This window comes from Candidatus Spongiisocius sp., assembly GCF_965221825.1.
Classification (GTDB): domain Bacteria; phylum Actinomycetota; class Acidimicrobiia; order Spongiisociales; family Spongiisociaceae; genus Spongiisocius.
In genome coordinates this window covers 1,987,834-2,013,624 of sequence record NZ_OZ244917.1, presented here as the reverse complement: position 1 = coordinate 2,013,624, position 25,791 = coordinate 1,987,834, and the positions used below count along the sequence as shown (strand labels likewise).

The following is a 25,791-nucleotide window of genomic DNA, read 5'->3' as shown; positions in this document are numbered from 1 at the left end:
CCGGAGGCGCGCCAATCCCTTTCTTCACGGGACGCGGGCGGGACCCGTCAGCCCATGCAGAGCGCAGTCGGGTAGCGTATGGCCGCAAGATATGCTCACGAAACTCACGATCCGTAACTTCAAGGGTATCGACGAAGCCGAGATCGAACTGGGCAACCCGGTTGTCTTCGTGGGACCCAACGACTCCGGCAAAACCACTGCGCTGCAGGCCCTCACGCTGTGGGATCTGGGGTTGAGACGGTGGACGGAGAAGCGGGGCGATCAGGCGCCCGCGAAGCGGCCCGGGGTTGCGGTGAATCGGCGAGACCTGGTGGGTGTCCCCGTTCCCACAGCCCGCCAGCTGTGGCATGAGCTACGGGTTCGCGAGACATATCGCGAGGAGAGTGGTCAGAGAACGGAGAACATCCGTATCGACGTGATCGTCGACGGGACGGCGCGGGTGAGGATCGAGGAGTCGACCGAGTTCGAGAATTGGTCTTGCGGGCTGGAGTTCGACTACTTCAACCAAGAAGGCTTCTACTGCCGCCCTCTGAGAACGGATCCGGGCGGTGACGAGCGTATGCCGGTGCTACGCGAGGCGCTCCGCCCCCGGGTGGTGCTGCTCGGTCCGATGTCGGGCCTGGCCACCAATGAGACGAGGTTGGAACCGGGGGCCATCAACGTTCGTCTGGGGGAGGGCCGCACGGCCGAGGTTCTACGCAACCTGTGTTTCCGCGTCACCGAACTGCCCGACGGCGAGGAACGCTGGGGTGTCCTGTCCGAGCGCCTGGCAGCTCTCTTCGGCGCCAAACTCGACCGCCCCCGGCTCATCCCGGAAAGAGGCGAGATCGAGCTCACGTACTTGAACCCGGCAGGTTCCCGCTTGGACCTGACCGCGGCGGGCCGCGGCATGCAGCAGACCCTGCTGTTGCTGGCCTTCATCAACCTGCATCCCGACAGCGTGGTACTGCTGGACGAACCTGATGCCCACCTCGAGATACTGAGGCAGCGCCAGACCTACGAGTTGCTGAGCGAGGCCGCGTCCGGCAACGGAACGCAGGTGATCTGCGCCTCTCACTCCGAGGTCATGCTTAACGAGGCCGCCGGCCGCGGCACGGTCGTGGCCTTCTTGGGATCCCCTCACCGGATTGACCACAAGTCAGAGGTTCTGAAGTCGCTCCGCGACATCGGGTTCGAGGACTACTACCTGGCCGAGACCACCGGGTTCGTTCTGTACGTCGAGGGAGCTACCGACCTGTCCCTCCTGCGGGCCTTTGCGGAGATGCTGGGGCACGAAGCGTCGGACGTGCTCGAGCGGCCGTTCGTCCGTTACGTCGGCAATCGGCCACACGATGCCCGCAGTCACTTCCACGGGCTGAGGGAGGCGAAGCCCGATCTCATGGGCTTCGCCCTGTTCGATCGCCTGTCTACGAGGCTGGATGACCATGACGCCCTCGTCGAGCGTATGTGGCGCCGCCGCGAGTTCGAGAACTACCTGCTTCCTGCCAGGACGCTGCGTGAGTACGCTCGGCAGGAGGGAAGGGCCTCGGCTGCCGGGCCGCTGTTCGAGGAGTCGGAAACCGAGCGATGGGGCGGCGCTATGGACCATGCCGTCACGGAGCACGTTCCCCCCGTAGCCCTCCGCAATCCGGACGACGACTACTGGATGGACACCAAGCTCAGCGAAGACCTCCTTGCCCGGGTGTTCGACGCCTTCTTCGAGGAGCTGGGTGGACCCAACCAGATGAAGAAGGCCGACTACCACCGTCTGGTCCGTTACATGGACCCGGCCGATGTCAGCCCCGAGGTCGTGTCGGTCCTCGACTCCCTGGTCAGCCAGGCACGCAGAGCCCAGCCCACCGGGCGGTAGATATCGAGCGCAAAGGCCGCCGGGTTTTGCGCAGTTTGCCAAAACGGCCCTACGTCGCCAAAGGTTCAGAATCGCGCAAAGATCGGACGCAAATCGGGGCCGTGAACCCGATCGAGCTTCGAGGCCTGCGCGACGAGGGTGCTCGAACCGTTTTGCCGCTGGTCAGCCCACCACGGAGGGCAGCCAGGTGACCGTGGCGGGGAAGATCATCACCAGGATCAGCGCCACTCCCTGGAGGGCCATGAACGGGAGGGCGCCGCGGTGGATGTCGAGGGTCTTGACCTCGGGTGGCGCCACGCTCTGGAGATAGAAGAGCGAAAACCCTACCGGCGGTGAAATGAAGGCCATGTTGAGGTTGATGGCGATCATCACCGTGAACCAGATCATCAGGGTGGGGAGGGTCTCGAACGGCGTCTCCCCCAGTTCGTGAAGGATCCGGATCGCCGGAACGAAGATCGGCATCACGATGAAGGTGATCTCGATGAACTCCAGGTTGATTCCGAGCAGGAACACAGCGATGTTGGCGATGATGATGAATCCCCAGAAGCCGCCGGGCAGGCCGGTGAGTATCTCCTGGGCCAGCCGCTGGCCTCCGAGCTGGTCGAAGACCAGCTGGAAGAAGGTCGAGCAGAACAGGATCATCAGCACCAGGCCGGTGATGTGGGCGGTGGAGCGGGTGGCGCCCGCCAGGACCGATCCCCTCAGGTTCCGGTTCAGGGCGGCGAGGAGAACTGCGGCCGTGGCCCCCACCGCTCCGGCCTCGGTCGGTGTGGCGATTCCGGCGAAGATCGACCCGAGTACCGCCAGGATCAGGAGGATGATCGGCACGACCGCGATCAGCAACTCCAGCACCAGGTTCCAGCCCCGGATGGTGCGCGCCTCCTCGGGAAGGGCGGGTGCCACGCCGTCCTTCGTGTAGGCCTTGAAGATCACCCAGAGTCCGTAGATGGTGGCCAGCATCAATCCTGGGACCATCGCCCCCAGGAACAGGTCGCCCACCGAGACGCCCACCACCTGGGCGAGCAGGATCAGGACGAGCGAAGGAGGGAGCAGCTGGGCCAGGGTGCCCGAGGCGGTGATGAGGCCGGTGGCGAGCCGGTGGTCGTACCCGTAGCGCACCATGGTGGGAAGGGACAGCAGGCCCATGACGATCACGGTGGCCGCCACCACGCCGGTGGCCGCCGCCAGCATGGCTCCGACCAGCACCACGGTCAGTCCCAGGCCTCCCTTGAGCCGGCCCAGCGCCATTCCGATGGTGGTGAGCATGCGTTCCGCCAGCCCCGATTTCTCAAGGATCGCCCCCATGAACACGAAGAAGGGCACTGCCAGCAGCGTGAAGTTGTCCACCGTCTTGAACCAGCGGCTGAACAGGATGATCAGGCGGTTCAGGTCGAATTCGCCCATGAGGAGGCCGATGGCCCCGAAGATGACGGCCGTGCCCGCGAACGAGAATGCCACCGGGTAGCCCACCAGCAGCAGCACCAGGAAGACGGCGAACATGATCATGGCGAGCCATTCGGCGCCCATTACTCGATCCTCAGTGGCGCGTCGGAGCGCCGTTCCCGTATGCCGATCTCCCGGCCTGTGAGTCGAGCCGCCAGCCGGATCAGCGTGGCGATCGTCTGGAGGCCCAGCAACAGGAAGGCCACCAGGATCAGCGCCTTGAGCGGCGCCCGCGGGAGGCCGCCGGGGTCGGGCGAGACCTCCCAGATGCTCCAGGAGTCCCGTACCGGCTTCCAAGAGACCCAGACGGCCAGGGTGGTGAAGGGCGCCAAGGCGACCAGATGGCCGATCAGGTCGATCCTGGTCTTCACCTTCTCGGAACGTTCGGCGTACCAGAAATCGACCCGCACGTTTCCGTCATGGCGCAGCAGGTAGGGGAACATGAGCAGGAAGATGATCCCGTAGAGGTACCACTGCGCTTCGATCCAGGTGTTGTTCACCAACTGGGTCTCGGTATAGCGCCCGACGTAGCGCAGGAAGACGTTGAGGAAGCCCACCGGGATGAGGATCGCCACCAGCACACGGGCGATCCAGCCGCAGGCTTCGGTCACGGCGTCGGCGACCGTTACCGTGTTTCGGGCTACCGCGTCGAAAAAGGCGCCGATCATGAGCCCGCTATCCGCTCACTCCTGTGGCCGTTAGCCGCTACATACGCCACTGATCGGAACCTTACCCGCACCGGAGCCGGTGCGTCCGGTCAGACGAGCGAATCACACCGTGGCATTGGTCCCGACCACCACTATGAACAGCCCGAACATTCCCAGCAGGATCGCGCCCTGGGAGCGCCCGAAGCGGGATCGTAGGAAGGCCATGACCACCACCGTCATGCCGATCACCATCATCACCACGTACTCCCATACCCGTCGCTGCCCGACCGGACCGGCGCCTAACACCCCGGCCACCCCGACCACCAGAAGGGAGTTGAACAGGTTGGAACCCAGGAGGTTGCCGATGATCAGGTCGTTGGCCTTGCGGCGGGCCGCCGCGATGGCGGTCACCAGCTCGGGCAGGCTGGTTCCCAGGGCGAAGATGGTCACGCCGACGAACCCGTCGGCCAGATTGAAGAGGTCGGCGAGCCGGCTGCCTCCCTCGACGAGGAGCCAAGCCCCCGTCACGATGCCCACGATCGACATCAACGCCCGGCCCACCTCCGGCGCCGCGCCGCGGCCGGTGTCGACGGGGTCTCCCTCCGTGGCCGGATCGGGGGAGGTGCCGGCGAGCCCGGCCCTCACATCCCGCCTCGACCAGTTGACCAGGAACACCGTGACGACGGCCATGCCCGCCACCAGCAGGATGCCTTCCCAGCGCGCCAGAGCGTCGTCCCAGGCCACCGCCATCAGCGCGGCCATGGCCAACAGCGTGACGGCGCCCTCCCGGCGGATGACCCGCAGCTGGCCGACCACCGGCGAGATGACCGCAGCGACCCCGAGCACCAGCGACAGGTTGGCGGCGTTGGAGCCGACCACGTTGCTCACCGACTCGGCGAGTTCGCCGCGCAAGGCCGCGACCGCGCTGACCATAAGCTCGGGCGCGGAGGTCCCGAAACCGATCACGAGCGCTCCGACCAGTACCGGCGAGACCCCCCAGATCCGGGCCAAGCGCACCGCCGCCACCACGAAGGGATCTGCGGATGTCCAGAGCAGGACGATGCCGGCGGCGATGAGAACTAGACCCAGCCAGAGCACTGCCAAAGCCTACCGAGCCGTGGACCCGGACGGTTACTCGGCGTCGTGAAAGGACCACCACTCCATGGAACTACTCATCGGAAGCGACACCGGCCGACGCAGAATCCGCCCGGTTACCGACGGAACCCTTCCGCCCATGTTCCTTACTAGCGGCCGTACCGGTTAACGCCGAGTTCCTCGACAGACGAGCAGGCGACTGTCTGCAAGAGCCGTGATATGAATGCTGGTGGCTCTCTCCACGTCCATGCAGTCCCGGGCAGAGACCAGGTAGCCGGCGCCGTCGACATCGATCGTGCATCGACCTTGTATCACGAAGATCAGTACGTCCTCGTCAGAACCGACCGCCATCCGGTGACCGGTATCCGGTCGGAGGTTCACGTTCTCGACCACCAGCCGCAGTTTGGGATGGGACAGCACGGTCTCACCGGGCGATGAGCCCAGCGATCCCTCCATCACGTGATGGCCGCCGAGGCGGGGGAGCAGGTGGATCAACGGCAGATCGAGTGCCCGCCCGATCCTGAGCAGGACGGGGAGCGAGGCGTGCGAGCGCCCGTTCTCGATGTCGCTCAGGTGGGTGGCGGAAATACCGGCCTCGTCCGCCACCTTCCGCAGGGTCAGCGACAGCTTGGTGCGCCGATCCCTCAGACGCTCCCCGACCTCCTGCGCCAGTGCCTCCGAGGCTTCACGGGTCTTTTCCTGCATGGCTTCCCGGATCAGAAGAGGGCCGGGCTGGAGATGATGAGAACCTGGCAGGGAGCCTCCCCCGTCCGGCGTGCCTCATGTGTCTCGTGGGCGGCGTAGTGGAGGGTGTCCCCCGTCTCCAGGTCGTGGTGCTCCTCCCCGAAGCTGATGCGGATCGATCCCGACAGCACCAGAGCGAACCGTTCCCCGTAGTGGCGGTACTGGTCGGCCGAGTCGGGCGGCGCCATGACGATCGCGGTGTAGGCGCCGGACACGCCATGGCTTCCCAGGACCCGGAAGGAGGGGCTGCCCGGAAGCCGCAGTTCCCTGCCCTCTCCCGCCCTCGTGATGTGCACCAGCGGCCCGGTGACGGTGTCCAGAAGGGCGGTCATCTCCACTCCGAGAGCCATGGCGACCATGGCCAGCGCGGTCAGCGAAGGAACCGACGCGCCGCGCTCGATCTGGGAGAGATGCGAGGTCGTGTAGCCGGTGGCCTCTGCCAGGTCCGACAGGCGAAGCCCCTTGGCCTTCCTCAAACCGGCCATGTTGCGCCCGACAGCCGCCAACTCCACTTCCATCGGCGTAACGATAGGCGGCACCGGGAGACCGGACCTCGGTGCGCCTGTTCGGTATACTAGCGGCTTGTAAACTAATACCGGATACTCGGCAATGGGTGTTGTGGCCGCGGGAGCGGACGATCCGATCAGGGAGTGTGTAGAAGCATGATCCGCACGTTTATCGACCTGCCCCTCGTCGAAGGCGAGGCCGAACAGCTGCGGCAGTTGTTCCGGCGTCACCGCATCCTTGAGGCATGCGTAGCGCAGCGGGGCTGCCGGTCGGCGGAATTGAGCATCGCCGAAGACGGTTCCCGCGCCATCGCAACCGCAGTCTGGGACGACCACGGCGCGTACACCAGATGGCAGAAGCATCCCGACCGGGCCGGGTTCGCCCGCGCGACCGCGGACCTGCTCGAAACGCCCATTCCGGAGAACGTGTCGGGTGACCGCTTCCGGATCGTCCACCGGGCTGCCTCCCGCGGCGGGACCGGCCACGGAGAAGGAGGCGGATGAGAGCCAACCGGTTGGCTGTCGACGTGGGGGGAACGTTCACGGACGTGGTGTGTCTCGACGACGGCGGGGAGATCCGGTTCGAGAAGGTTCCCACGACGCCGGAGAACCCGACCCTGGGTGTAGTCGACTCGATCGCCCGGGTCGGCGCGGCCCTGGCCGGCACATCCCTGTTCACCCACGGCACCACCCTGGCCCTCAACGCGCTGCTGACCCGCTCCGGCGCCCGAACGGCGGTGGTGGCCACTGCGGGGTTTCGGGACGTGTACCTGCTGGGACGGACCTCCCGGGAGGGGAACTACGACATCCTCTACCGCACCCCTCCCCGCCTGGTGGAACGCTGCGACACCTTCGATGTGACGGAGCGCCTCATGTACGACGGGTCCGTCCACACCGGATTCGACGAAGCCGACGCTCGCCGGATCGCTGCGCGGATACGCGACGGCGGCTACGAGTCGGTCGCCGTCGCCTTCCTGCACTCCTACGTCAACCCCGCACACGAGGAATCGATGCGGGAGGTTCTGGCAGAGGTCGCGCCCGGCGTGGAGGTGTCGATCTCGTCAGATCTCTCCCGCGAGTACCGGGAGTACGAGCGGACCAGCACGGCAGTCCTCGACGCATATATCAAGCCGATCGTGCGTACCTACCTGTACGACCTGGGCGCAGAACTGGAGGCAGGGGGTTTCGAGGGTCGGTTCCTGATGATGCGGTCCGGGGGCGGGGCGATGACCGCCTCCTCGGCCCGCGAGAGCCCTGTGAACCTGATCCTGTCGGGCCCGGCGGGAGGTGTCATCGGTGCGGCGGGTTTCGCCCGGATGATCGGGGAACCCAACCTGGTCACGATCGACATGGGTGGCACCAGCCTGGACGCCTCGCTCATCGTCGACGGGCAGCCCGTCATGCACCAGGGCGCCGAGTTCGAGAGCCTGCCCATAAACATCTCGTCCCTCTACATCCACACGATCGGGGCCGGGGGTGGCTCGATCGCGTGGACTGACGAGGCGGGAGGGCTCCAGGTCGGGCCGCACAGCGCCGGCGCGGACCCGGGGCCCGCCTCGTACGGGTCCGGTGGAAGCGAGGCCACCTTCACCGACGCCGCCCTCGTGGTGGGCTATCTCGGCAAGGAGAGTCCGCTCGGCGGGACCCTGACTCTCGACAAAGACCTGGCCCTCGGCGCATTGGAACCGCTCGCCGAGCGCGTGGGCATAACAGTGGAGGAACTCGCCCTCGGCGTGGTACGGATCTCGGCGGTCAAGATAATGGGAGCGGTGCGCTCGATCACCATCGAGTTGGGCCGCGATCCGAAGGACTTCGCGCTCCTGGCGTTCGGCGGCGCCGGTGGGATAGTGGCGGTCGACGTGGCCCGGGAGTTGGGTATGGGCACTGTCATCATCCCGCCGGGCCAGGGCGCCTTCTCCGCGCTGGGAATGCTGATGGCGGACGTACAGCACGACTTCGCGCAGACCGCAGTGATGCCGCTCGATTCTCTCGACGCCGATCGGCTCGAACGTTCCTACGCCGGCATGTCGGCACGTGCGCAGGAGGTGCTGGCATCGGAGGGCTTCCCGCCCGGGCGGCAGGTGCTGGCGCGATCGGTCGATCTCAGGTACACCGGCCAGGAGCATCCGGTATCGATCGTCCTCCCGGCCGGCACCTCCGACCCGACCCGATACCTGAGCCAGCAGTTTGCCGAGCTCCACGAACGGCACTACGGCCACACGATGAGCGATCCCGTCGAAGTGACGACGCTGCGCCTGGGTGCCACCGGGACGGTGGACCAACCCAGGCTGCCGGTACTTCCTCGCCGCTCCGCCGGCGAGCCGGAGCCATTCGCCACCCGTCCGGTTCTCGGTGGTGGGGGTACGTACCGGATCCCCACCCGGGTATACCGGCGGGAGGATCTGTGCTCCGGTGACGAGATCGCCGGGCCGGCGGTGATAGTCGAGCACACCGCCACCACCGTCATCCACATGGATGACAGCCTGCTGGTGGGGGAGCACGGCGAGCTCGTGATAGCACTGGGGGTTACCGATGATTGACGCCATCACCACCGAGATCATCCGTCACGGGCTCCTCTCGGCCTGCGAGGAGATGGCCCGCAACCTCTGCCGGACGTCCTACAACACGGTCGTATACGAGATCCACGACTACGGGGTAGGGCTACACGATGTGAACGGAGACATCGTGGCCGACGCGCCGGGCATCGCCGTGTTCACCCGGGGCAACGACTACGGGATCAAGCGGTCGATCGAGTTCCTGGGAAGGGACGCGATGAAGCCCGGGGACGTGTTCATCAACAACTATCCGTACTGGTCGTCGGCCCACACGCTCGACCCGCTGGTGTTCGCTCCGATCCATGTTGACGGGCGCCTGGTCGGCTTCGCGTCCTGCCGGTGCCATGTGCTCGACCTCAAGCAGAAGGACCCGGGATACGTCCTGGACTCCACCGACATGTACCAGGAGGGGATCTTCTTCCCGGTCGTGAAGCTGTACCGGGAAGGGGAGATCAACGAGGACATTTTCAACATCGTGCGTTTCAACAGCCGGTTGCCCAGCCACACGATCGGGGACATACAGGCCGAGGTGTCGGCTGTGGTGACCGGGGTCAGACGGACCCGTGAGATCGCCGATAAGTTCGGCGTCGAATCCCTCACGGCCGCCATGGACGCTATCAACGTCCACGGCGAGCGGCTGGCGCTGGCGGCTCTCCGGCGCATGCCCAGAGGTACGTGGAGCGCCGAGGACTACGTGGACCACGACGGGGTGGACCTGGACAGGCCCATCAAGATGGCCGTGACCATCACAGTCTCGGACGATGAGATGATCGTCGACTGGACGGGAAGCGACGAAGGGGTGCGCGGTCCGATCAACCTGCCGCCGGGCATGACAGAGGCGTTCAACTGCCTGATATTCAAGGCCCTGACCACTTCCGAGTGGCCGGTGACGGCCGGTAACTTCCGCCCGTTGCGGGTGATCACCAAGGAAGGATCGGTGATGCACGCCGTTCCACCCATGCCGACCTTCACCCTATGGACCGGATTGCTGGGCGGCGAGGTGATGCTGAAGGCCCTGGCACAGGGGATGCCCGACCGGGTGCCTGCTTGTTCGGGGGGTGACGTGTGCTCCGTCATGGCGCTCGGAGTCAATCCCCGGACCGGAGCTCCGTGGCTGGAGGCCACCAACGACGCGGTCGGTTTCGGCGCGCACGCCGGCGGGGACGGGGAGGACGGGATCATGCATCTGACCGAGCCGGGGTGCCGCAACAACCCTGTAGAAGTGCTCGAGGTCAAGGGTCCGATGCTGATCGAGCAGTACGGCTACCGGCCCGACACCGGAGGCCCCGGCAAGCATCGGGGCGGGGTGGGTATCAGCAGGGTGTACCGGTTTCTCGCTCCCACCACGGCCATCTCGATCCTCTACAAGACGGAGAGCGCACCGTGGGGCATCGGCGGCGGGAAGGAAGGCGAACCCAACCACATCGTGATCGACCCGGGAACGGAAAGCGAGCAGCGGAAGGGGGGCAGCTACAACTTGCTCGAAGCCGGACAGGTTCTCGCCAACAACACCGGAGGAGGCGGCGGCTGGGGCAACCCGCTCGAGCGTGATCCGGCAAAGGTGGCGAAGGATGTCCGCAACGGCTTCGTATCCGTTGAGGCAGCCGAGCGGGACTACGGCGTCGTGGTGGACCCGACCGCTTTCGGCGTGGATCACGAACGCACGGCGACCCTTCGCGGCGGGGCGGACTCGCCGGAGGAGTGAACTCTCGCGCAGGCCTGGCTACGGAAGCAGATCCACCAGGAAGCGGATCAGGTTCTCGCTCATCACCCGGGCGGTGATGGACTCGCCGAGCCGGTGGGTTAGAACCTCCGCCACGGCGGGGTAGTCGCGGGCCGAGCGAAGGTCGGGGATCACCGGCATCTCGTCCACTAGTGCGCCCTGGAGGATCGGGTCGAGGATCGGCAGAAGGTCGTCGATGAAGTCGGCACCGAGCCCGACTGCATCGGGACCCGCCATCGCCACGGCGTGCTTGATGTGGTCCACGTAGCGCGCTATCGAGGGTCGGTCCCCCAGGAATCCGCCGAAGGCGTTGACGCAAACGATCCCGCCTGACCCTGCCACCTGCGCTATCTGGGTGTCCGTCAGGTTGCGCGGGTGGGCACAGAGAGCCCGGCAGGAGGAGTGGGTGGCCATCACCGGCTCGGTGGCGGTCGCCAGGACATCCCTGACCCCGGCGTCGGACAGGTGGCTGATATCCACCACGATCCCGCATCGTTCGAACTCCTCGACGGCCAGCCTCCCCAGCCTGGTGAGTCCTCCTCCCGTGGCCCGCTCGCCGACCCCGTCCGCCAGCATGGTGCGACGGTTCCAGGTCATCGAGGCGATCCTGACGCCCAGCCGGGCGAAACCGTCGATCAGTCCGAGGTCCGAACCGAAGGGCTCGCCTCCCTCCAGCGCCAGAACCAGGGCGATCCGGCCGGCCCCGGAGATGGCTTCGATCTCCTTCCCTGTCTCGGCGATGGCGACGTCGGAAGGGTGGAGCTCCGCCATCCATCGGGCGGTCTCGAGTATCACCATCGCCCGCCGGAGGGCGTCGCTACCTGCGAACTCCTCTTCGGTGTACACGGGCAGCACCTGCAGCGCCACGTTGCCCTCCCGCAGCTGCGGCAACCAGAAGTCCCCGAAGGGGTCGGAGTACCCGCGGCGGCGCTGGTGCTCGACCGCCAGCAGGAGGTCGTTGTGGGCGTCCGCCACCCGGAACCCGCCAGACGTCGGCATCAGCCCAGCGGACCGGCCGCCTTGACCTGCACCCGGCATCCGCCACCCGGGACGTAGGTCATCGGGACCTCCACCACCGACGTGATGCGCACCAGGTCGGGGTCGGCGCCGGCCGCCACGGCCGCGTCCCGCGCTTCGCCCCGCGCCGAGTCCAGGCACTCTTCCCGGCTCGACGAGTCGTACTGGTAGACACGGTCGATGGTGCCGGACACCTCGGCGATGGCGGCGCCGTAGGCATTTGCCACCGCGTGATGGTTGGGACGGATCACCTCCAGGGTTCCCGGAATCTCGTCGGGCACCAGATGGGCGCCCCCTCCCACCGCCAGCAACGGCATCGGCAGGCGGCTGGCCTTCATCCGCTCGCTGCCGAGGGTTATCTGGCGGTCCACCCAACCCAGCGCCCCCTGCACGACGGTCGGATTGAGGTCCGCCACCAGGGACGCGTCTCCGAACCCGGAGAGGCGATCACCGGCCACCGACACGTCGGACAGGGTCAGGGTGTCGCCGCCGCAGACCAGCGCCGCCTCGGTAACCCGGTAGCCGACCGAGTCCGGTCCCACCGCCACGTCGATGCCCGAGGGCCGCACGAGGGTGCCGCCGCCCAGGCCGATGGAGATCAGATCGGGCATCCGGAAATTGGTGCGCACGCCGCCGACCTGCACCGCGGTGGCCGACTCGCGCGGGAACCCGTCCACCAGGATCCCGATGTCGGTGGAGGTCCCGCCCACGTCGACCACGATCGCGTCGGCGAGCCCGGCCAGGGAGCAGGCGCCCCGCATCGAGTTGGTGGGACCCGACCCGAGCGACAGCACCGGCATATCGAGGGCGTGGGAGGCGGTCATCAGCGTCCCGTCGTTCTGGGTGATGTACGGGGCGGCGTCGAGCCCGTTCTCCGCCAGAGCACCCCGCAGCCCGTCCACCACCGCCCGGGCCACCCCTAGCAGCGCCGCGTTCAGCATGGTGGCGTTCTCCCGCTCCAGCAGTCCGAGCGTCCCGACCCGATGGCTCAGGGAGATCGGGAAGCCGTCACCGAGTTCGTCGGTGACGAGTTCGGCGGCCCGGAGCTCGTGCTCGTAGTTGGCGGGGCTGAACGCGCAGGACACCGCGATGGCGTCGGCCTCGCCCGCCGCCTCGACCGCGAAACGGCGGACAGCGTCCTCATCGAGGTCGGCGATGACCCGGCCGTCGTACTCGTAGCCGCCCTCGACGATGGCCTCGGCGGAGATCACGGAGCGGCGTAGCTCGTCGGGCCAGTCCGCGCCGGGCGCCACCGCCAGCGAGGAGGGAGCTGCCAGCCGGAGGACGGCCACCTTGCCCAGACCCTGACGCTGGATGATCGCATTGGCCGAATGGGTCGTGCCCAGCATCGCCTGGGCGATCCCGTCCCGCTCGGCATCGGTCACCACCGCGGCGATGGCGGCGCTGATCCCGTCCATCGGATCGGCGGTGGTGGGCGCCTTGTGGACAGCCAGCACAGCCCCCAGTTCGTCGACCAGCACCGCGTCCGTATTGGTCCCGCCTACGTCAATACCCAATCGCAGCATTACGCCCCCAGCCTCCTGTACTCGAGGTCGAACCCGAAGGCCCGCGGTCCTACCACATCCAGCATGCCCTCCCGATGCCACTCGGGGGCACACGGGAGAGCCACCACATTGACCCGCTGCCCGTAGCCCAACGTCTCGGTGGTGATCGGCTCGGCCGTCTCGGCGTCGAGGATGCAGATCAGGTCGGGCACTGTCACCACCGGCTCACCGTCCTCGAACGCCACGAGGAACTCGTTCTGGATGGCGATCTGCATGGTGCGATCCGACCCGTCCCTGGTCTCGATGGTGACCGTGCCCTTGGCGAACCCCTCCGTGGTGAGGCGTTCCACGTCGACGATGGTCCCCGAGAAGATCACGGTGCCCTCAGCGGCCTCGAGAAAGCGCTCGAAGGCGCCGCTCTCGCCTCGCTGTACAGCCGAGAGGTGGCGACCGAGATCCGTGCAGTAGGTCAAGGAGCCCAGGATGGCGTGCCGGGCTACTTCCGCCACCGTCATCGAGTAGCTCGAGAAGGAGTTGGCCAGGGTCAGCGACATCACCGCGCCCCGCACCAGGGTCTCGCCCAGCCGGTTGGTGGTGGTCTCGAATACGCACAGATTGCCCTTCTCGTCGGCCACGGTCATCGGCGAGGCCTTGATGCCCGCCAGGGTGAAGACGGTCATCTCGATCTGCGGGAAGGCACGGCGCATCCCGTCCGCGTCGAGTACCGGCAACCCCATCTCGGCAGCGGTCGCCAGTGGAAACAGCGTATTGCACCCGCCCACCTCGATAGGCATCAGGGCGACCGGGTCCCGGCCCATGTACGCCGCCAGGGCCCTGACCGCCCCCACGAACTCGGTGCCGGCCGGTATCTTCTCGAGCAGCACTGTCGGGGCACCCACGACCGCCACCGTCATCACCAGGCCGTCTTCCGGAAGCTCGTCCGGATCCATCAGTGTCACCGGGCCGTGGGTCCGGATGGCCTGGCGGAGCATCAGCCGGCCTACGTACGGATCCCCGCCGCCTCCGGTTCCCAGCAGGGTCGCTCCGAGGGCCAGGTCGTCAACTTGATCGAGGGTGAGGCTCCTCATGCCTACAACCTCCGGCTTCTGGTCCAGTTATCGGCCGCTACCGCCGCCACAATGACACCTCCCTGTATGAGTCGCTGGATGATCGGATCCACTTGGCGCAGGTTGAACCCGTTGATGATCAGGGCGATGAAGAAGGCCCCGAACACCGTACGCCACACCGCTCCGTCGCCGCCGGCGATCGAGGTACCGCCCACGATCACCGCCGCGAGGACCGCGAAGACGAAGCTGAAGTCGTCGCTCGGGTGGACGGAAAGCGTCCTGGACGCCGAGAGCGCGCCGGCCAGCCCGGCGGCGGCCCCCGCCAGTACGAACGTCGTCAGTGTGACGACCTCGACCCGGATGCCCGCCAGCCGGGCGGCTTCGGGGTTGCCACCGGCCGCGAACACGTGGCGGCCGAACCGGGTCCTGGACAGCGTCAACCAGAAAAGGCCGACCACCAGGAACGCGATCCATGTCGCCCTGGTAATGCCGAGAAAGCGGCCCCGGGCCAGTTCCGAGAAGGCGACATCCTGGATCCGGATGATGCTCCGGTCGCTGAGAATGAACCCGATCCCGTAGAACACGAAGGACGTGGCCAGCGTGGCTATGAAGGAATTGATGCGAACCCATGCGACCACCGCGCCGTTGATCAGTCCGAAAAGGGCGCCGATTGTGATCCCGGCCAGCACTCCCAGGAGGGCGGAGCCGGTTGCGTTGACGGCAAGGGCGGTGGCGATGCCGGCGTTGATGAAGCAGGCGGAGACGGAGATGTCGAAGTTGCCGCCGATCAGGGTGAGCGTGACCGCCGCTCCGGCGATCAGTAACAACGACTGCTGGTCGAGGATGTTCCTCAGGTTGGCGGTCGACAGGAACACGTCCGTGGTGACCGCCAGCAGCAGGAACAGGGCGACGGTGACCCAGACGATGCCGTAGTCGGTGATCAGGCGCCGCCTGGGAACCGATCTGCTTGGCGCCGTCACGCCGCCGTCCCGAAGGCGAGACCCATCACCCCGGTCTCCGTGGCTCCCTCGCCGGGGAGTTCGCCGGCTATCCGGCCGCCGCGCATGACCACGATGCGATGCGCCAGCCCCAGAACCTCCTCCAACTCCGACGAGATGACCAGGACCGCCATCCCCTCTGCTGCCAGACCCACCAGCAGCTCGTAGATCCCCCGCTTGGCGCCGACGTCCACCCCCCTCGTCGGTTCGTCGGCGATGAACAGCCGGGGTGGCGAGACCAGCCAACGGCCGAATGCCGCCTTCTGCTGGTTTCCCCCCGATAGTTCCCGCATCTTCGATTCGATGGTGGCGCCGGTTAGGCCCACCGCCTTGGACACCCGCTCGGCGGCGCCCGCCTCCCGAGCGGTACGGACCACACCTCCGAACGCCACGAATTCGGCCAGATGAGCCAGGGTCATGTTGGTCCTGACCGGGAGAAGGGGTAGGACACCCTGGGTGGCGCGTGACTCGGGGACCATCGCCACCCCGGCCCGGATGGCGTCACGCGGGGAGCGGGGCCGGTAGGGCCGCCCGGCCAGCCTCATTGTCCCGACCGTAGGTCGCTCGGCCCCGAAGAGGACCCTCACCAGGCCGGTGCGGCCCGAACCCACCAGTCCGGCCAGGGTCACTATCTCTCCGGCGTGTACCTCCAGGTCTACGTCGTGAAAGGCACCGGTCCGGCTCAGACCCTCCACGGACAGGACCGGACGCGGGTCTGGCGGCGCCGGCCGGCGCGCCGGAAAGACCGTGTCGAGGCTGCGGCCCACGATCCCTTCGATCAGGTTCTCCCGGGACTCTGCCGTGGCCGGGGTGGTGCGGACGACCGTTCCATCGCGCATGATCGTCACCTGATCGGCGATGGCCAGTACCTCATCGAGGAAGTGCGACACGTAGATCACGGTCACTCCCCTCTCGGACAGCTTGCGAACGGTCGTCCGCAGGTTGCGCGCCTCGGAGGATGAAAGGCGCGCGGTGGGTTCGTCCATGACTATCAGCTTTGCGCTGCGGGCGAGCGAGCGGAGGATCTCCACCTTCTGCTGGTCCGCAACGGAGAGGTCGGCCACCGGTTCGTCGGGAACCACCTCTATCCCGTACTCGTCCACCAGTTCGGCAAAGCGGGTCCGGGTGGCGGCGGTGTCGATGACCGGTCCCCTGACGTGTTCCATCCCCAGAAAGACGTTGTCGAGGGCCGGCCGCCTGGGGACCAGGGAGAGTTCCTGGGCGACCATCGTTATCCCGAGGGCCAGGGCATCCCGGGGCGACCTGAGCGTCGTCTCCCGTCCTCCTACCAGCAGGCGCCCCTCGTCGGGACCGAACACGCCGGCGACGATCTTGCCCAGCGTTGACTTGCCGGCGCCGTTCTCGCCCACGAGGGCGTGCACGGTGCCGGGTTCCACCGCGACGTCTACCGAGTCGAGGGCGACGGTGCCACCGAACCGCTTCGTGACACCGCGCACCTCGACGTGAGGTATCACCGGCGTATCCGCCAAGACTTCATCCGTCCCATTCGCCGGGGAACTCGTCAATGTTGTCCTGGGTCATCAGACCCCGGTTGGGAATGTTCAGCGACGTGTCGACCCCGCCCATGTCGATTCCGGCGAGGGCCTGGACCATCGCCTCCATGGCGAGCCGGCCTTCCGTGTAGGGAGCGCCGTAGAGGCCACCCCACCACCGGCCGTCGGTGATGGCCTCCACCGCGTAGCTGCTACCACCGAAACCGATGATCCTGATCCCTTCCCGGCCGGCGTCGGTAAGGGCGATCTCGGCCCCCTGCATGGACTGGTCGGCTCCCACAACGACATCGATATCGGACTCGGTGACCAGGATGTCCTGCATGGCGTCGAGAGCGACATCCGGACCGAGATACAGTCCCTCGGCCTCGGCCGCGACCGTCACGGTGGATCCGGCTACTGACTCGTCCCATCCTCCACGGACCGCTTCGTCGAGAGGGATCCCGCGTATCCCGTAGAAGTAGACCACGTTGCAAGGGTCGATTCCCGCGCAGGCCGCCACGGTGAGTTCGCCCAGTCGGGTTCCCCGGTGGTAGGGGGGCTCGAAGACGGCTGCGGCCATTCCCTCCACCTGCGGCTCCGCCGTAACCAGGTCGTCACCGACCACCTGGTTGAGAGCAACCACCTCGATACCCGCATCCAGGGCGTCGAGGATGTCGGGAATGGCGGCGGCCCCGGCTATGGCGACCAGGATTATGCCGTCGTAGCGTCCCGCGGTGATGGCGTCCTGGAACTGCTGCTGCTGGAGAGCCGGGTCGAACTGGGCGTCGAACTCGACGATCTCGATGTTGTTCTCGGCAGCCAGCTTCTCCATCGCCTCCCGGGAGGCCGCCAGCCAGGTATTGGCCGAGCTGGCCGACAGGTAGGCGACCTGAGTCGGTTCCATCGGTTCCTCGGGTGTAGCCTCCTCTATTGGCTCGGTGGTGGTCGCTGCGGTGGTCGTTGGGGCTTCCGCCTCGGTCGTGGTAGGACTCGCCTGGGTGGTAGCCGGATCTTCGGGCGCAGCAGCCGTCGTGGTCGTAGCCGGTGGTTCTGTACTTTCCGGCTCGGCCGTGTCACCTCCGCATGCGGCTGCCGCCAGGGCCAACCCCAGCAGCAGCGATACCAGTCTCGTGCTCGATCGTTTCATCGGTTCCTCCTTCGGTCCGTGGTCGGTGTTCCTTGCAGGTCGTCTGTCATGAGAAATCTCCGGGCTCCGGTGGTCGGCCGTGTCCGTCCGGGGAGGTGGCGGCCGCAGCGAGCGGTCCTGCCGCCTTCGCCCTGATCCGCAGGCGCGAGCTGGGGAGGTACTGGAGGCTGAGTTCCTCGAGGTCCACAACCTCGGTGCCCTCGGGGTCCGCCCCGTGGAGTACGGCCTGGCGGATGGCGTCGGTACGGGCGCGGGAGAGCACCGCCGCCCGGCCCACCCCGGCCACGTCGTAGATCTGGTCGATGTTGCCCGAAACCGAAGCGATGGCCGCCCCGATGGCGTTGGCCACCTCGTAGTGACGGGGGCGGATAACGCCGCTCACGCCTGGAAGGGAGTCCGGGATCAGGAAGCTTCCGCCACCCACCGCCACCAGCGGTTGGTCGCCGGGCGCCAGCTTCACGCGGTCCACCGCGTCGGTGATCATGGACCCGACCAGGTCCATCACGGACCGGGCCATCGCATTTTCGACGGGCGACGGGTGGGTGCCGATCCGGCACCTGCCTGCGGCGACGGCCGCGTCGGTGGCGGTCGTGACGGCCCCCCCGAACACCCGGGCCGCCTCGGCGATCCGGAACCCGACGCTGGCCGGTCCGACCACCGGAGCGTCCGGTGTCCCTCCGACCACGCTGCCTCCCCCGAGCGCCATGGACACCAGGTCGGGCATGCGGAAGTTGGTGCGGACCCCGCCGATATCCACGGGTAGGGCGGAGATGCGCGGGAAGCCGCTCGCCAGGACGCCAACGTCGGCGGATGTTCCGCCCACGTCCACCACGATGGCGTTGTCGCATCCCGACAGGTAGGCGGCGCCCCTGATCGAGTTGGCAGGACCGGATCCGATGGTGAGCACCGGCAGCAGCCGCACGTAGTCGAGCGACATGAGGGTCCCGTCGTTCTGGGCGAAGTAGGTGACCGCGTCGATGCCGCAAGAGGCGATGGCGTGTTGGACAGCCCTGGTTACCCGCGCCGCCACGGTGGCCAGGGCGGCGTTGAGGATGGTGGCGTTCTCGCGCTCGATCAGCCCGATCGAGCCGACCTCCGATGACAGCACGATGGGCATGCCCCGGCCGATCAGGCTGATAACCGCTTCCCGGGTGCGGACTTCGTGCCGGTTGGTGACCGGCGCGAACGTGCTCACTATCGCCACCGCGTCGAACCGGTCCAGGGATCCGAAGAACGCTCCCAGCGAGCCGACGTCGAGCGGGTAGACATCGGTGCCGTCCATCTCGGCGCCGCCCGGGATGATGATGCTGCCGGCCTCCACCGATTCCCTAAGATCATCGGGCCAACTGGCCATCGGCGGCAGCATGTGGGTGGCGGGCCCCGCCACCCGGATGACAGCCACCCGCCCCAGCTTGGAGCGTTCCAGTATGGCGTTGGTGGCGTGCGTCGTGCCGATCATCACATGGCTGATCGAGGCCGGCGGGCAGCCCGAGTTGTCCAGGACCGTCCGGACCGCCCGGCCGATCCCGGCAGTGGCGTCAACGGACGTGGGTACCTTCGCCTTGGCTAGCACCCGGTCGCCGGCATCCAGCACCACGGCGTCGGTGTTCGTCCCGCCCACATCGATCCCGAGCCGCAGGCCGGACATTGTCCGCTCGTTCATACCCGGGACTCCAGGGGCAGGTAGTCGAGGTCGTACCCGAACCGGCGGGGTCCGGCAAGCTCGAGGCCGCGGTCGGTTCTCCAGATCCGGTCACAGGGCAGAGCGATCACCGTCACCCGCTGCCCGTACCGGAGGATCTCGGTTACCACCGGGCGTCCGGTGTGGATGTCCACCACCGTGATGATGTCGGGGACCGTGGCCACGGGTTCCCCGTTGTGGATGGCGATCAGGTTCTCGTTCTGGAACTCGATGCGGAGGACATCGCCCCGGTCAGGGCCGGTCCCCTCGATCGCCGCGCTCCCCACCGGCCAACCGTCCTTCGTGCGCCGGTGGACGTCGATCAGCTTCCCCTCGATCAGCCGTACCGCGCCGGCCCGTTCGACCAGCTCGGCGGTGGGGTCGTGCGACGATGCCAGCAGAGCCCGGCCCACTTCGATCGAGCGCGATATCGATCCCGGCACCGCGACCCTCCGGGCGTCGGCGACGGTCATCGGGTACACGCCGACCGTCGCGGTTCCCCCCATCGCTACCGCGGTCGCCCGGACGAGCTTCTCGGCCCACTCGTTGGTGATGGTCGTGAACACGCCCACGTTGCCCCGCTCGTCCACCGCTACTACGGGGCTGATCTCCTGACCGTGCAGGGTGGGTGTGACCATCTGGAGCTCCGGGAAGGCCCGCGCCATGAGATCGGCGTCGACCATCGGCAATCCGGCCCTCGCGCACCACGCCACCGGTATGACCCCGTTCAGCCCGCCCAACTCGGCAGACATGAAGGCCGCGACGGGCCGGCCCAGGAGCCGCTCCATCCATTCCTTGATCAGGTCACCTTCGATGCCGTTGGGAAGCTTTTCCTGGATGACGGCGGTGGCGCCCACATAGGCGATGGGGACCAGCAGGGCATCACCGTCGAGGTCCTGCAGGGAGACCAACGGCACCGGCCCGTGGAGGGCGACGGCATGCGCGGCCAGCATCTCGCTGAGGCCGGGGTCGCCCCCGCCACCTCCTCCGAACACTCCGGCGCCGGCGGCAAGTGCGGCCACCGCCCGCCCGTCGATCAACATAACGCCTAAAGCTAAGGGCGTTGGGCTGCCGAGACAATGGATGATATATCCGATCAGTAGATCAGAACTATGCATAGTGCTACTAAACTGGATCGATGCTGACGGTCGGTCAACTCCTCGTCCGGGACCACCTCGGCAGCCTGATGCGGTTTGCCGGAGGCCATCCGGACGCAGGCCCCGTCCACAGCGTGGCGCTGATCGAACGACTGGCGGAGATCAAGCAGGCTCATCCCGGTTCCATGTGCGTATGCACCGGCGAGGCTTCGCTCGAAGCCGACACCTACCGGCTTGACCTGGCGATCCGCAACGCAGCCGCTCGGGGGGTGAAGGCCCTGGTGTTCAAGCGTGGATCCCGGCCGATCGCCCCGACTGCGCGGTTACTGGCCGAGCGGAGCCGCGTCGCCCTGCTCGCTGCCTCCGAGGACTGTGACCTCGGTGGACTGGTGAACCGTCTCAACGCGGCCCTCCGGGATGACGTGGTGGACATCCTGGCCGGGGCGCAGACCCTGCTCGAGGCCCTGGACAGCGTTACCCCCGGAGACACGCCGCCCGACTTCGACGCCTGGGCGCAACATGCCACGAGAGTGCTCGGCCGGACCGTTCGTCGCGACGATCCGGACTGCCGGATCCTTGCCGAGGCCCGTATCGGGGAGCATCCGGTCGTCCGGTTCGGCGCAGACCGGGGCAACCCGGGATCGGACACGGTCGTGAAGCTGGCTCTCCGGGCGATGGCCGGCGCGGCCGTGCGGGTAATGAGTCCTGCCTATTCGACGCCGCTGCGAGATCGAGCGATGGCGAGCCTGCTGGCCGAGTTGATCCTGGCCGATCGTACTTCCGACCTGCTGATCGCCCGGGCAGAACAGTTGGGGTTCCAGCCCGCGGGAAATCACTTCGTGATCCGTATCGCTCTCGAAGACCACGGGAGCGAGGTGGACCGGGCTGCCCGGCTGGCCGCCACCCGCGAGGCCGGTGACCGGCTGGCCCGGCACACCCTCTCCGGCCACCGGGGAGAGGGCGCCTGGCACCCGGTGGGTCTCGCAGAGACCCTCACCTACGTGTGGACCGGCAACCCGATCGATCCACTGCCCGCCCCGTTCATCAGGACATCGGCCGCAGCGCTCGTCGCGTCCATCGATCGTGAACTCCGTCCCGCGGCCCTGTGGTGCGGGGTCGGAGGCGTACACGAAGGGATTCACGGCTTGCGCGCCAGTGCCGCCGAGGCGCGCGCTGCTCTCACCCATGCCCAGACCAGCGGCATCGTCTCGCGGCCGATCCTCTATGACGCGATGGGTCTGAGACGGATGCTGCTGGAATGGGCCACCGCCGATGCGCCACGGAGAGCCTTCGACGGCCTCCTCCGGCCCATGGCCTCGATGACCCCGTCCAAGCGGCGCAAGATGATCGACACCATCGTCGCCCTGTTCGAACATGAGGGGAACCTGGCGGAGGCCGCTCGCCATCTGGGCGTTCACCGCAACACCATCGACACGAGACGGCGCGAGATATACGACCTGCTCGACCTCGACCCGGCCGACTCCGACCATCGACTCATGCTCTACCTCGCTGCGAGAACGCGCAGCCACTGGCCGGTCGGCGCCGGCCGGTGAAGCGGCAGGCCGGCAACGCCGGGGGATACCGACCACCGACGGATCCGGAGGCCGGCCGGACCAGCCGCACCGGATCCCTTCCGTAGCCGGGGCGGGGCTACGGCGCCGGAACTTGGCCCACGACGTTGCCGAAACGGTGCAGGGTCCGGCTCACCGACTGCTCCTTCAGGTAGTAGGGGAGCTCGACCCTTCCGCTGGATGTGACGGGCTGGTCGACCAGATGGATGCTGGCGCGGCCGGCCGCCACCCTGATTGCGCGGGGAACGACGCCCAACGTCCTCACCCTCTCGACGCCCAGGTCGGGAAGTCGAGATGCGAACTCGTCATGGGGTTCGTCCGCGGCATCGGAAACGACCGTGGACACGCCGCATCTCTGCGCGGCCGCCTCCACCCTTGCCACTTCGCCATCCGATGATCCGGACCCCACCCGGACGGCCACCTTGTCGAGAGGCCGGTAGCGGAAGACGTTGGCCTCGCAGAAGAGGCCGGTCCGGTCATGCTCCCGCCCGAACTCCTGCTCCCACCAGAAGCGGTCGCTCGCTGCCGCCTCGGCGAGGAGGTCACCGGCGCCAACCCTCGACCACACACCCAGCTGGCGGACGTAATTCGGGCCGCCGGTCTTGGCGCCCGGACCGATGTTGGATCCCTTCCACCCACCGAAGGGCTGGCGCTGCACCACCGCTCCGGTGATGCCGCGGTTCACGTAGGCGTTCCCGACCTCCACCCGCTCCAGCCAGTAGTCGACCTCGTCCGGATCCAGCGAGTGGATGCCTCCGGTCAACCCGAAGGGGGTGGCGTTCTGCATCGTGACCGCGGCTTGCAGCGTTGGCGCATGCATGACTCCGAGCACCGGCCCGAAGCACTCGGTCTGGTGGAACCAGGAACCGTTCCTGACCCCGAGGCGCACCCCGGGCCTCCAGAGTTCTCCGCCATCGTCCAGCCGGACGGGCGCTACCAGCCACCTCTCGCCCGGCCCGAGGTCGGTAAGCCCTCGCAGCAACTTCCCGCCCGCCGGGCCGATCAGGGGACCGACCATGGTCGCCGGTTCGGAAGCCGGGCCGATCACCAGGCTCTCGATCGCATCGATCAACTGGCGCCTGAACCGCTCCGATCGGTGGACGGAACCGACGCAGATGACCAGGGATGCGGCCGAGCACTTCTGGCCCGCATGACCGAAGGCCGATGCAACCAGATCGGCAACCGCCTGGTCGAGGTCGGCGCTGGGCGTGACGACCATGGCGTTCTTGCCGGAGGTCTCGGCAAACAACCGCAACTCCGGTTTCCATGACTGGAATAGCCTCGCGGTCTCCGCGGAACCCGTGAGGATCACCCCATCGACCGCCGTGACCAGGTGGCGGCGCGCCGAATGGTCGGATACCTCCACGAACTGGAGCGCGCCGGCGGGGACGCCCGCCGTCCGGGCACATTCGGCCACTATCTCCGCACACCGGGGTGTGCGGCTCGAAGGCTTGAGGAGAGCTGTGTTGCCCGCCGCCAATGACGCAAATACCCCTCCGGCCGGTATGGCCACCGGGAAGTTCCATGGCGGGATTACGGCGACCACCCCCAGCGGTTGGAATGCCGCCCCGTCGACCGATCCGAGTTCCACCGCCCGGTCGCCGTAGTAGCGGGCGAAGTCGATGGCTTCGGACACTTCGGCGTCCGCCTGGGCGAAGGTCTTGCGGCCCTCGTGGATCATCGCGTTGATGAGATCACCTCTGCGCCGGGCCAACTCGTCGGCGGTCCCGTGGAGCACGGAGCGCCGCTTCTCGGCCTCGTAGCCGTTCCAGACGGATGCCCGGGCCCCCTCAAGGGCTGCATCGATCTCGGCGGTCGAAGACAGAACGGTTCCCGCGGAGGTACGGAACGGCATGGCGGCCACGCCACGGGCCCAATCCCGGTTGCCGGCCAGTGACGGATCGGTGTCGGGCTCGTTCAGAAACTCCTTCGCTCCGGCGGCGAAGGCCCTTCGCGCGGGCCGGGCCTGCAGTCGGCGAGGTCCTTCCGACACGACCGACCGGTTGCAAACGGATACGCGGAACCTCTCGGCCTCCCGGTCGAAGTCCGTCGAGTCGGGCGCCAGGTCGAATAGGACACGCAGGAAGTTGCCCTCGGCCGTGTTCTCCTCCAACCGGCGGAACAGGTACCCGATGGCGACATCGAAGCTCTCGGGCGCCACGATCGGTGTGTAGAGCAGCAGTCTCCCGTCCGGCGCCGAGTCGCGGACGACCCTGGCATGGGCCGATGCCATGCCGGCCAGCATCTCGAACTCGACCCGGCGTTCGACACCCCGCTGACGGCTTAGGAGGTGTGCCCAGGCCACATCGAACAGGTTGTGACTGCCGATGCCGACCCGGACCGCCTCGGTTCGATCCGGGGTCAGGACCCAATCGACCAGGCGCTTGTAGTTGGCGTCGACCTCGGCCTTGGTGGCATACGGAGCCTGCTCCCATCCGTGGATCGCCGCTTCCACCCTCTCCATAGCCAGGTTGGCGCCTTTTACCAGCCTGATCTTGATCTCTCCGCCGCCCGAGCGTCGGCGTTCCGTCGCCCACTCCACCAGGTCGCGCAGGGCGGCGTAGGAGTCGGGCAGGTAGGCCTGCAGCACCACGCCGGCCGTCATGGACCGGAAGTCCGGCTCCGACAGCAGTCGCTTGAAGGCGGCGAGGGTGAGTTGGAGGTCGCGGTACTCCTCCATGTCGAGGTTGATGAACGTGGGCGGTCGGGAGGCCATAGCCCTAAGGAACAGGACCCTGAGGCGCTCCAGGACCCGTTCCAGAGTGCCTTCCCAGTCCCAGTAGTTGAGCTGGGAAGCCACCGCCGAGACCTTGACCGACACGTAGTCGACCTTGCTCTCGTCGATGAGTCCGGCGGTGGCAACGAGGCGCCGTTCGGCTTCCGCCTCGCCGAGGACGGCTTCGCCGAGAAGGTTCACGTTGTGGCCGAAACCGGTGGCGCGGGTGCCCTCCAGGTACTCCAGCAGCCGATCCTCCCGGCCGTCGACGACGAGATGACCGACGAGGCTGCGCATCCGGCGCCGGGCGGTCGCCATCACCACCCGTGGTAGATGGGGGCCTAGCGCCGCCCCCAGCCGCAATGCCATCCTGTCGGGAAGCGACAGGAAGCCGGGGGGCGGCGCCGTCCGGAGCAGGGAGCGCAACTGGACGGCCGCGGTGCGGTCATCCCCGGAACGCATCACCCGGTCCACGAACTGCATGACGAACGCCAGGCCCTCCGGCACGGCCACGAGTTCCTGCAACGGACCGGTCGATCTCCGGTCCGCTTCGACCTCTGCGGCGGCCGCCCTCTCCAACCAGTCCCTGACCAGCCGGATCGCCTCGCCGGCAAGCGGCGCGGCTCCCATACCCCACTCCTTGACTAAGTTATTTGTGCGTCAGAGACACTAATACCGAACACAGGAGCCTAGGGCGTCACCGTACCGCCCTCCTGTGTAATGCCTCGCCCGAGCGTCGGCGCTCTGCCGAGAGGGAGATGCGGGGCGACCCCCGGTGGACCCCAGGTCACGGATCCGTCTCGCGGCGCTGGTCCTGCACAGCCTGGTAACACTTGAACCCACAGTGAGAGCACGTTGACCTCTCCGGGGCCGGTTCAACCTCCACCTCTATACGGTTCACAGAGTCACCCTCCCGCCCCCAAGCCCGCGAACAGCC

Annotated in this window: 19 protein-coding genes; 5 read left to right on the top strand and 14 right to left on the bottom strand. The window is 67.3% G+C overall.

The features are described 5' to 3' along the window. Positions 1–91: 91 nt before the first annotated feature. Complete coding sequence (locus ACOQPD_RS09420) at positions 92–1,849, top strand: ATP-dependent nuclease (RefSeq protein WP_420611700.1); 1,758 nt, start codon at positions 92–94, stop codon at positions 1,847–1,849. A gap of 162 nt (positions 1,850–2,011) precedes the next feature. On the opposite strand, the gene ACOQPD_RS09415 is transcribed toward ACOQPD_RS09420, so the two are convergent. The 5 genes from ACOQPD_RS09415 to ACOQPD_RS09395 all read right to left on the bottom strand — a co-directional run bounded on the left by ACOQPD_RS09415 (position 2,012) and on the right by ACOQPD_RS09395 (position 6,317). Then, positions 2,012–3,376 carry a TRAP transporter large permease gene (locus ACOQPD_RS09415; RefSeq protein WP_420611699.1) on the bottom strand — a complete coding sequence of 455 codons (1,365 nt, stop codon included), beginning with the start codon at positions 3,374–3,376 and terminating at the stop codon, positions 2,012–2,014. Then, positions 3,376–3,960, bottom strand: coding sequence for a TRAP transporter small permease subunit (locus ACOQPD_RS09410; protein WP_420611698.1), 585 nt, complete (start codon positions 3,958–3,960; stop codon positions 3,376–3,378). Before ACOQPD_RS09410 ends, ACOQPD_RS09415 begins: the two co-directional genes overlap by 1 nt. A 102-nt stretch (positions 3,961–4,062) precedes the next feature. Next, the gene (locus ACOQPD_RS09405) at positions 4,063–5,037 is read right to left on the bottom strand and encodes a calcium/sodium antiporter (protein WP_420611697.1); all 975 of its coding nucleotides are present in this window, start codon (positions 5,035–5,037) and stop codon (positions 4,063–4,065) included. 162 nt (positions 5,038–5,199) lie between these two features. Then, positions 5,200–5,739, bottom strand: coding sequence for a helix-turn-helix domain-containing protein (locus tag ACOQPD_RS09400; protein WP_420611696.1), 540 nt, complete (start codon positions 5,737–5,739; stop codon positions 5,200–5,202). 11 nt (positions 5,740–5,750) lie between these two features. Beyond that, complete coding sequence (locus tag ACOQPD_RS09395; protein WP_420611695.1) at positions 5,751–6,317, bottom strand: helix-turn-helix domain-containing protein; 567 nt, start codon at positions 6,315–6,317, stop codon at positions 5,751–5,753. Positions 6,318–6,440: 123 nt separating this feature from the next. On the opposite strand from ACOQPD_RS09395, the gene ACOQPD_RS09390 reads away from it, so the two are divergent. Genes ACOQPD_RS09390 through ACOQPD_RS09380 form a run of 3 tightly spaced genes read left to right on the top strand, consistent with a single transcriptional unit; the run spans position 6,441 to position 10,544 of the window. Continuing rightward, on the top strand, positions 6,441–6,788 hold the full coding sequence (locus ACOQPD_RS09390) for an antibiotic biosynthesis monooxygenase (RefSeq protein WP_420611694.1): 348 nt from the start codon (positions 6,441–6,443) through the stop codon (positions 6,786–6,788). Next, entirely contained in the window at positions 6,785–8,824 is a 2,040-nt protein-coding gene (locus ACOQPD_RS09385) for a hydantoinase/oxoprolinase family protein (protein ID WP_420611693.1), read from the top strand. The genes ACOQPD_RS09390 and ACOQPD_RS09385 overlap by 4 nt, the downstream gene beginning before the upstream one ends. Further along, positions 8,817–10,544 (top strand): hydantoinase B/oxoprolinase family protein, encoded by a 1,728-nt coding sequence (locus ACOQPD_RS09380; RefSeq protein WP_420611692.1) that lies wholly within the window; start codon positions 8,817–8,819, stop codon positions 10,542–10,544. Before ACOQPD_RS09385 ends, ACOQPD_RS09380 begins: the two co-directional genes overlap by 8 nt. Positions 10,545–10,562: 18 nt before the next feature. Here the strand turns inward: ACOQPD_RS09380 and ACOQPD_RS09375 are convergent, their stop codons facing one another. Genes ACOQPD_RS09375 through ACOQPD_RS09340 form a run of 8 tightly spaced genes read right to left on the bottom strand, consistent with a single transcriptional unit; the run spans position 10,563 to position 20,510 of the window. Then, on the bottom strand, positions 10,563–11,561 hold the full coding sequence (locus tag ACOQPD_RS09375) for a dipeptidase (RefSeq protein ID WP_420611691.1): 999 nt from the start codon (positions 11,559–11,561) through the stop codon (positions 10,563–10,565). Next, positions 11,561–13,105 carry a hydantoinase/oxoprolinase N-terminal domain-containing protein gene (locus tag ACOQPD_RS09370; protein WP_420611690.1) on the bottom strand — a complete coding sequence of 515 codons (1,545 nt, stop codon included), beginning with the start codon at positions 13,103–13,105 and terminating at the stop codon, positions 11,561–11,563. Before ACOQPD_RS09370 ends, ACOQPD_RS09375 begins: the two co-directional genes overlap by 1 nt. Then, positions 13,105–14,172: a DUF917 domain-containing protein gene (locus tag ACOQPD_RS09365; RefSeq protein WP_420611689.1), complete on the bottom strand. Its 1,068-nt coding sequence runs from the start codon at positions 14,170–14,172 to the stop codon at positions 13,105–13,107. The genes ACOQPD_RS09370 and ACOQPD_RS09365 overlap by 1 nt, the downstream gene beginning before the upstream one ends. A gap of 2 nt (positions 14,173–14,174) precedes the next feature. After that, positions 14,175–15,131: an ABC transporter permease gene (locus tag ACOQPD_RS09360; RefSeq protein ID WP_420611688.1), complete on the bottom strand. Its 957-nt coding sequence runs from the start codon at positions 15,129–15,131 to the stop codon at positions 14,175–14,177. Next, positions 15,128–16,639, bottom strand: a complete 1,512-nt coding sequence (locus ACOQPD_RS09355; RefSeq protein ID WP_420611687.1) for a sugar ABC transporter ATP-binding protein — start codon at positions 16,637–16,639, stop codon at positions 15,128–15,130. The genes ACOQPD_RS09360 and ACOQPD_RS09355 overlap by 4 nt, the downstream gene beginning before the upstream one ends. Positions 16,640–16,643: 4 nt before the next feature. After that, the gene (locus ACOQPD_RS09350; protein WP_420611686.1) at positions 16,644–17,789 is read right to left on the bottom strand and encodes a sugar ABC transporter substrate-binding protein; all 1,146 of its coding nucleotides are present in this window, start codon (positions 17,787–17,789) and stop codon (positions 16,644–16,646) included. Between the two features lie 46 nt (positions 17,790–17,835). Continuing rightward, positions 17,836–19,452: a hydantoinase/oxoprolinase N-terminal domain-containing protein gene (locus ACOQPD_RS09345; protein WP_420611685.1), complete on the bottom strand. Its 1,617-nt coding sequence runs from the start codon at positions 19,450–19,452 to the stop codon at positions 17,836–17,838. Then, positions 19,449–20,510 (bottom strand): DUF917 domain-containing protein, encoded by a 1,062-nt coding sequence (locus tag ACOQPD_RS09340; protein WP_420611684.1) that lies wholly within the window; start codon positions 20,508–20,510, stop codon positions 19,449–19,451. The genes ACOQPD_RS09345 and ACOQPD_RS09340 overlap by 4 nt, the downstream gene beginning before the upstream one ends. Before the next feature lie 98 nt (positions 20,511–20,608). Here ACOQPD_RS09340 and ACOQPD_RS09335 point away from each other — a divergent pair, with 98 nt between their 5' ends. Further along, a complete protein-coding gene (locus tag ACOQPD_RS09335) occupies positions 20,609–22,120 on the top strand; it encodes a PucR family transcriptional regulator (RefSeq protein ID WP_420611683.1) in 1,512 nt (503 codons plus the stop codon). A gap of 97 nt (positions 22,121–22,217) precedes the next feature. Here the strand turns inward: ACOQPD_RS09335 and ACOQPD_RS09330 are convergent, their stop codons facing one another. After that, the gene (locus tag ACOQPD_RS09330) at positions 22,218–25,484 is read right to left on the bottom strand and encodes a bifunctional proline dehydrogenase/L-glutamate gamma-semialdehyde dehydrogenase (RefSeq protein WP_420611682.1); all 3,267 of its coding nucleotides are present in this window, start codon (positions 25,482–25,484) and stop codon (positions 22,218–22,220) included. Between the last annotated feature and the right edge of the window lie 307 nt (positions 25,485–25,791).

What these genes read in the sequence shown, in the direction of transcription:
- ACOQPD_RS09410 (WP_420611698.1), bottom strand. Translation starts at nt 3,960, where the DNA reads ATGATCGGCGCCTTTTTCGACGCGGTAGCCCGAAACACGGTAACGGTC.
- ACOQPD_RS09420 (WP_420611700.1), top strand. Translation starts at nt 92, where the DNA reads ATGCTCACGAAACTCACGATCCGTAACTTCAAGGGTATCGACGAAGCC.
- ACOQPD_RS09380 (WP_420611692.1), top strand. Translation starts at nt 8,817, where the DNA reads ATGATTGACGCCATCACCACCGAGATCATCCGTCACGGGCTCCTCTCG.
- ACOQPD_RS09415 (WP_420611699.1), bottom strand. Translation starts at nt 3,376, where the DNA reads ATGGGCGCCGAATGGCTCGCCATGATCATGTTCGCCGTCTTCCTGGTG.
- ACOQPD_RS09390 (WP_420611694.1), top strand. Translation starts at nt 6,441, where the DNA reads ATGATCCGCACGTTTATCGACCTGCCCCTCGTCGAAGGCGAGGCCGAA.
- ACOQPD_RS09400 (WP_420611696.1), bottom strand. Translation starts at nt 5,739, where the DNA reads ATGCAGGAAAAGACCCGTGAAGCCTCGGAGGCACTGGCGCAGGAGGTC.
- ACOQPD_RS09375 (WP_420611691.1), bottom strand. Translation starts at nt 11,561, where the DNA reads ATGCCGACGTCTGGCGGGTTCCGGGTGGCGGACGCCCACAACGACCTC.
- ACOQPD_RS09365 (WP_420611689.1), bottom strand. Translation starts at nt 14,172, where the DNA reads ATGAGGAGCCTCACCCTCGATCAAGTTGACGACCTGGCCCTCGGAGCG.
- ACOQPD_RS09350 (WP_420611686.1), bottom strand. Translation starts at nt 17,789, where the DNA reads ATGAAACGATCGAGCACGAGACTGGTATCGCTGCTGCTGGGGTTGGCC.
- ACOQPD_RS09370 (WP_420611690.1), bottom strand. Translation starts at nt 13,105, where the DNA reads ATGCTGCGATTGGGTATTGACGTAGGCGGGACCAATACGGACGCGGTG.
- ACOQPD_RS09330 (WP_420611682.1), bottom strand. Translation starts at nt 25,484, where the DNA reads ATGGGAGCCGCGCCGCTTGCCGGCGAGGCGATCCGGCTGGTCAGGGAC.
- ACOQPD_RS09335 (WP_420611683.1), top strand. Translation starts at nt 20,609, where the DNA reads ATGCTGACGGTCGGTCAACTCCTCGTCCGGGACCACCTCGGCAGCCTG.
- ACOQPD_RS09345 (WP_420611685.1), bottom strand. Translation starts at nt 19,452, where the DNA reads ATGAACGAGCGGACAATGTCCGGCCTGCGGCTCGGGATCGATGTGGGC.
- ACOQPD_RS09385 (WP_420611693.1), top strand. Translation starts at nt 6,785, where the DNA reads ATGAGAGCCAACCGGTTGGCTGTCGACGTGGGGGGAACGTTCACGGAC.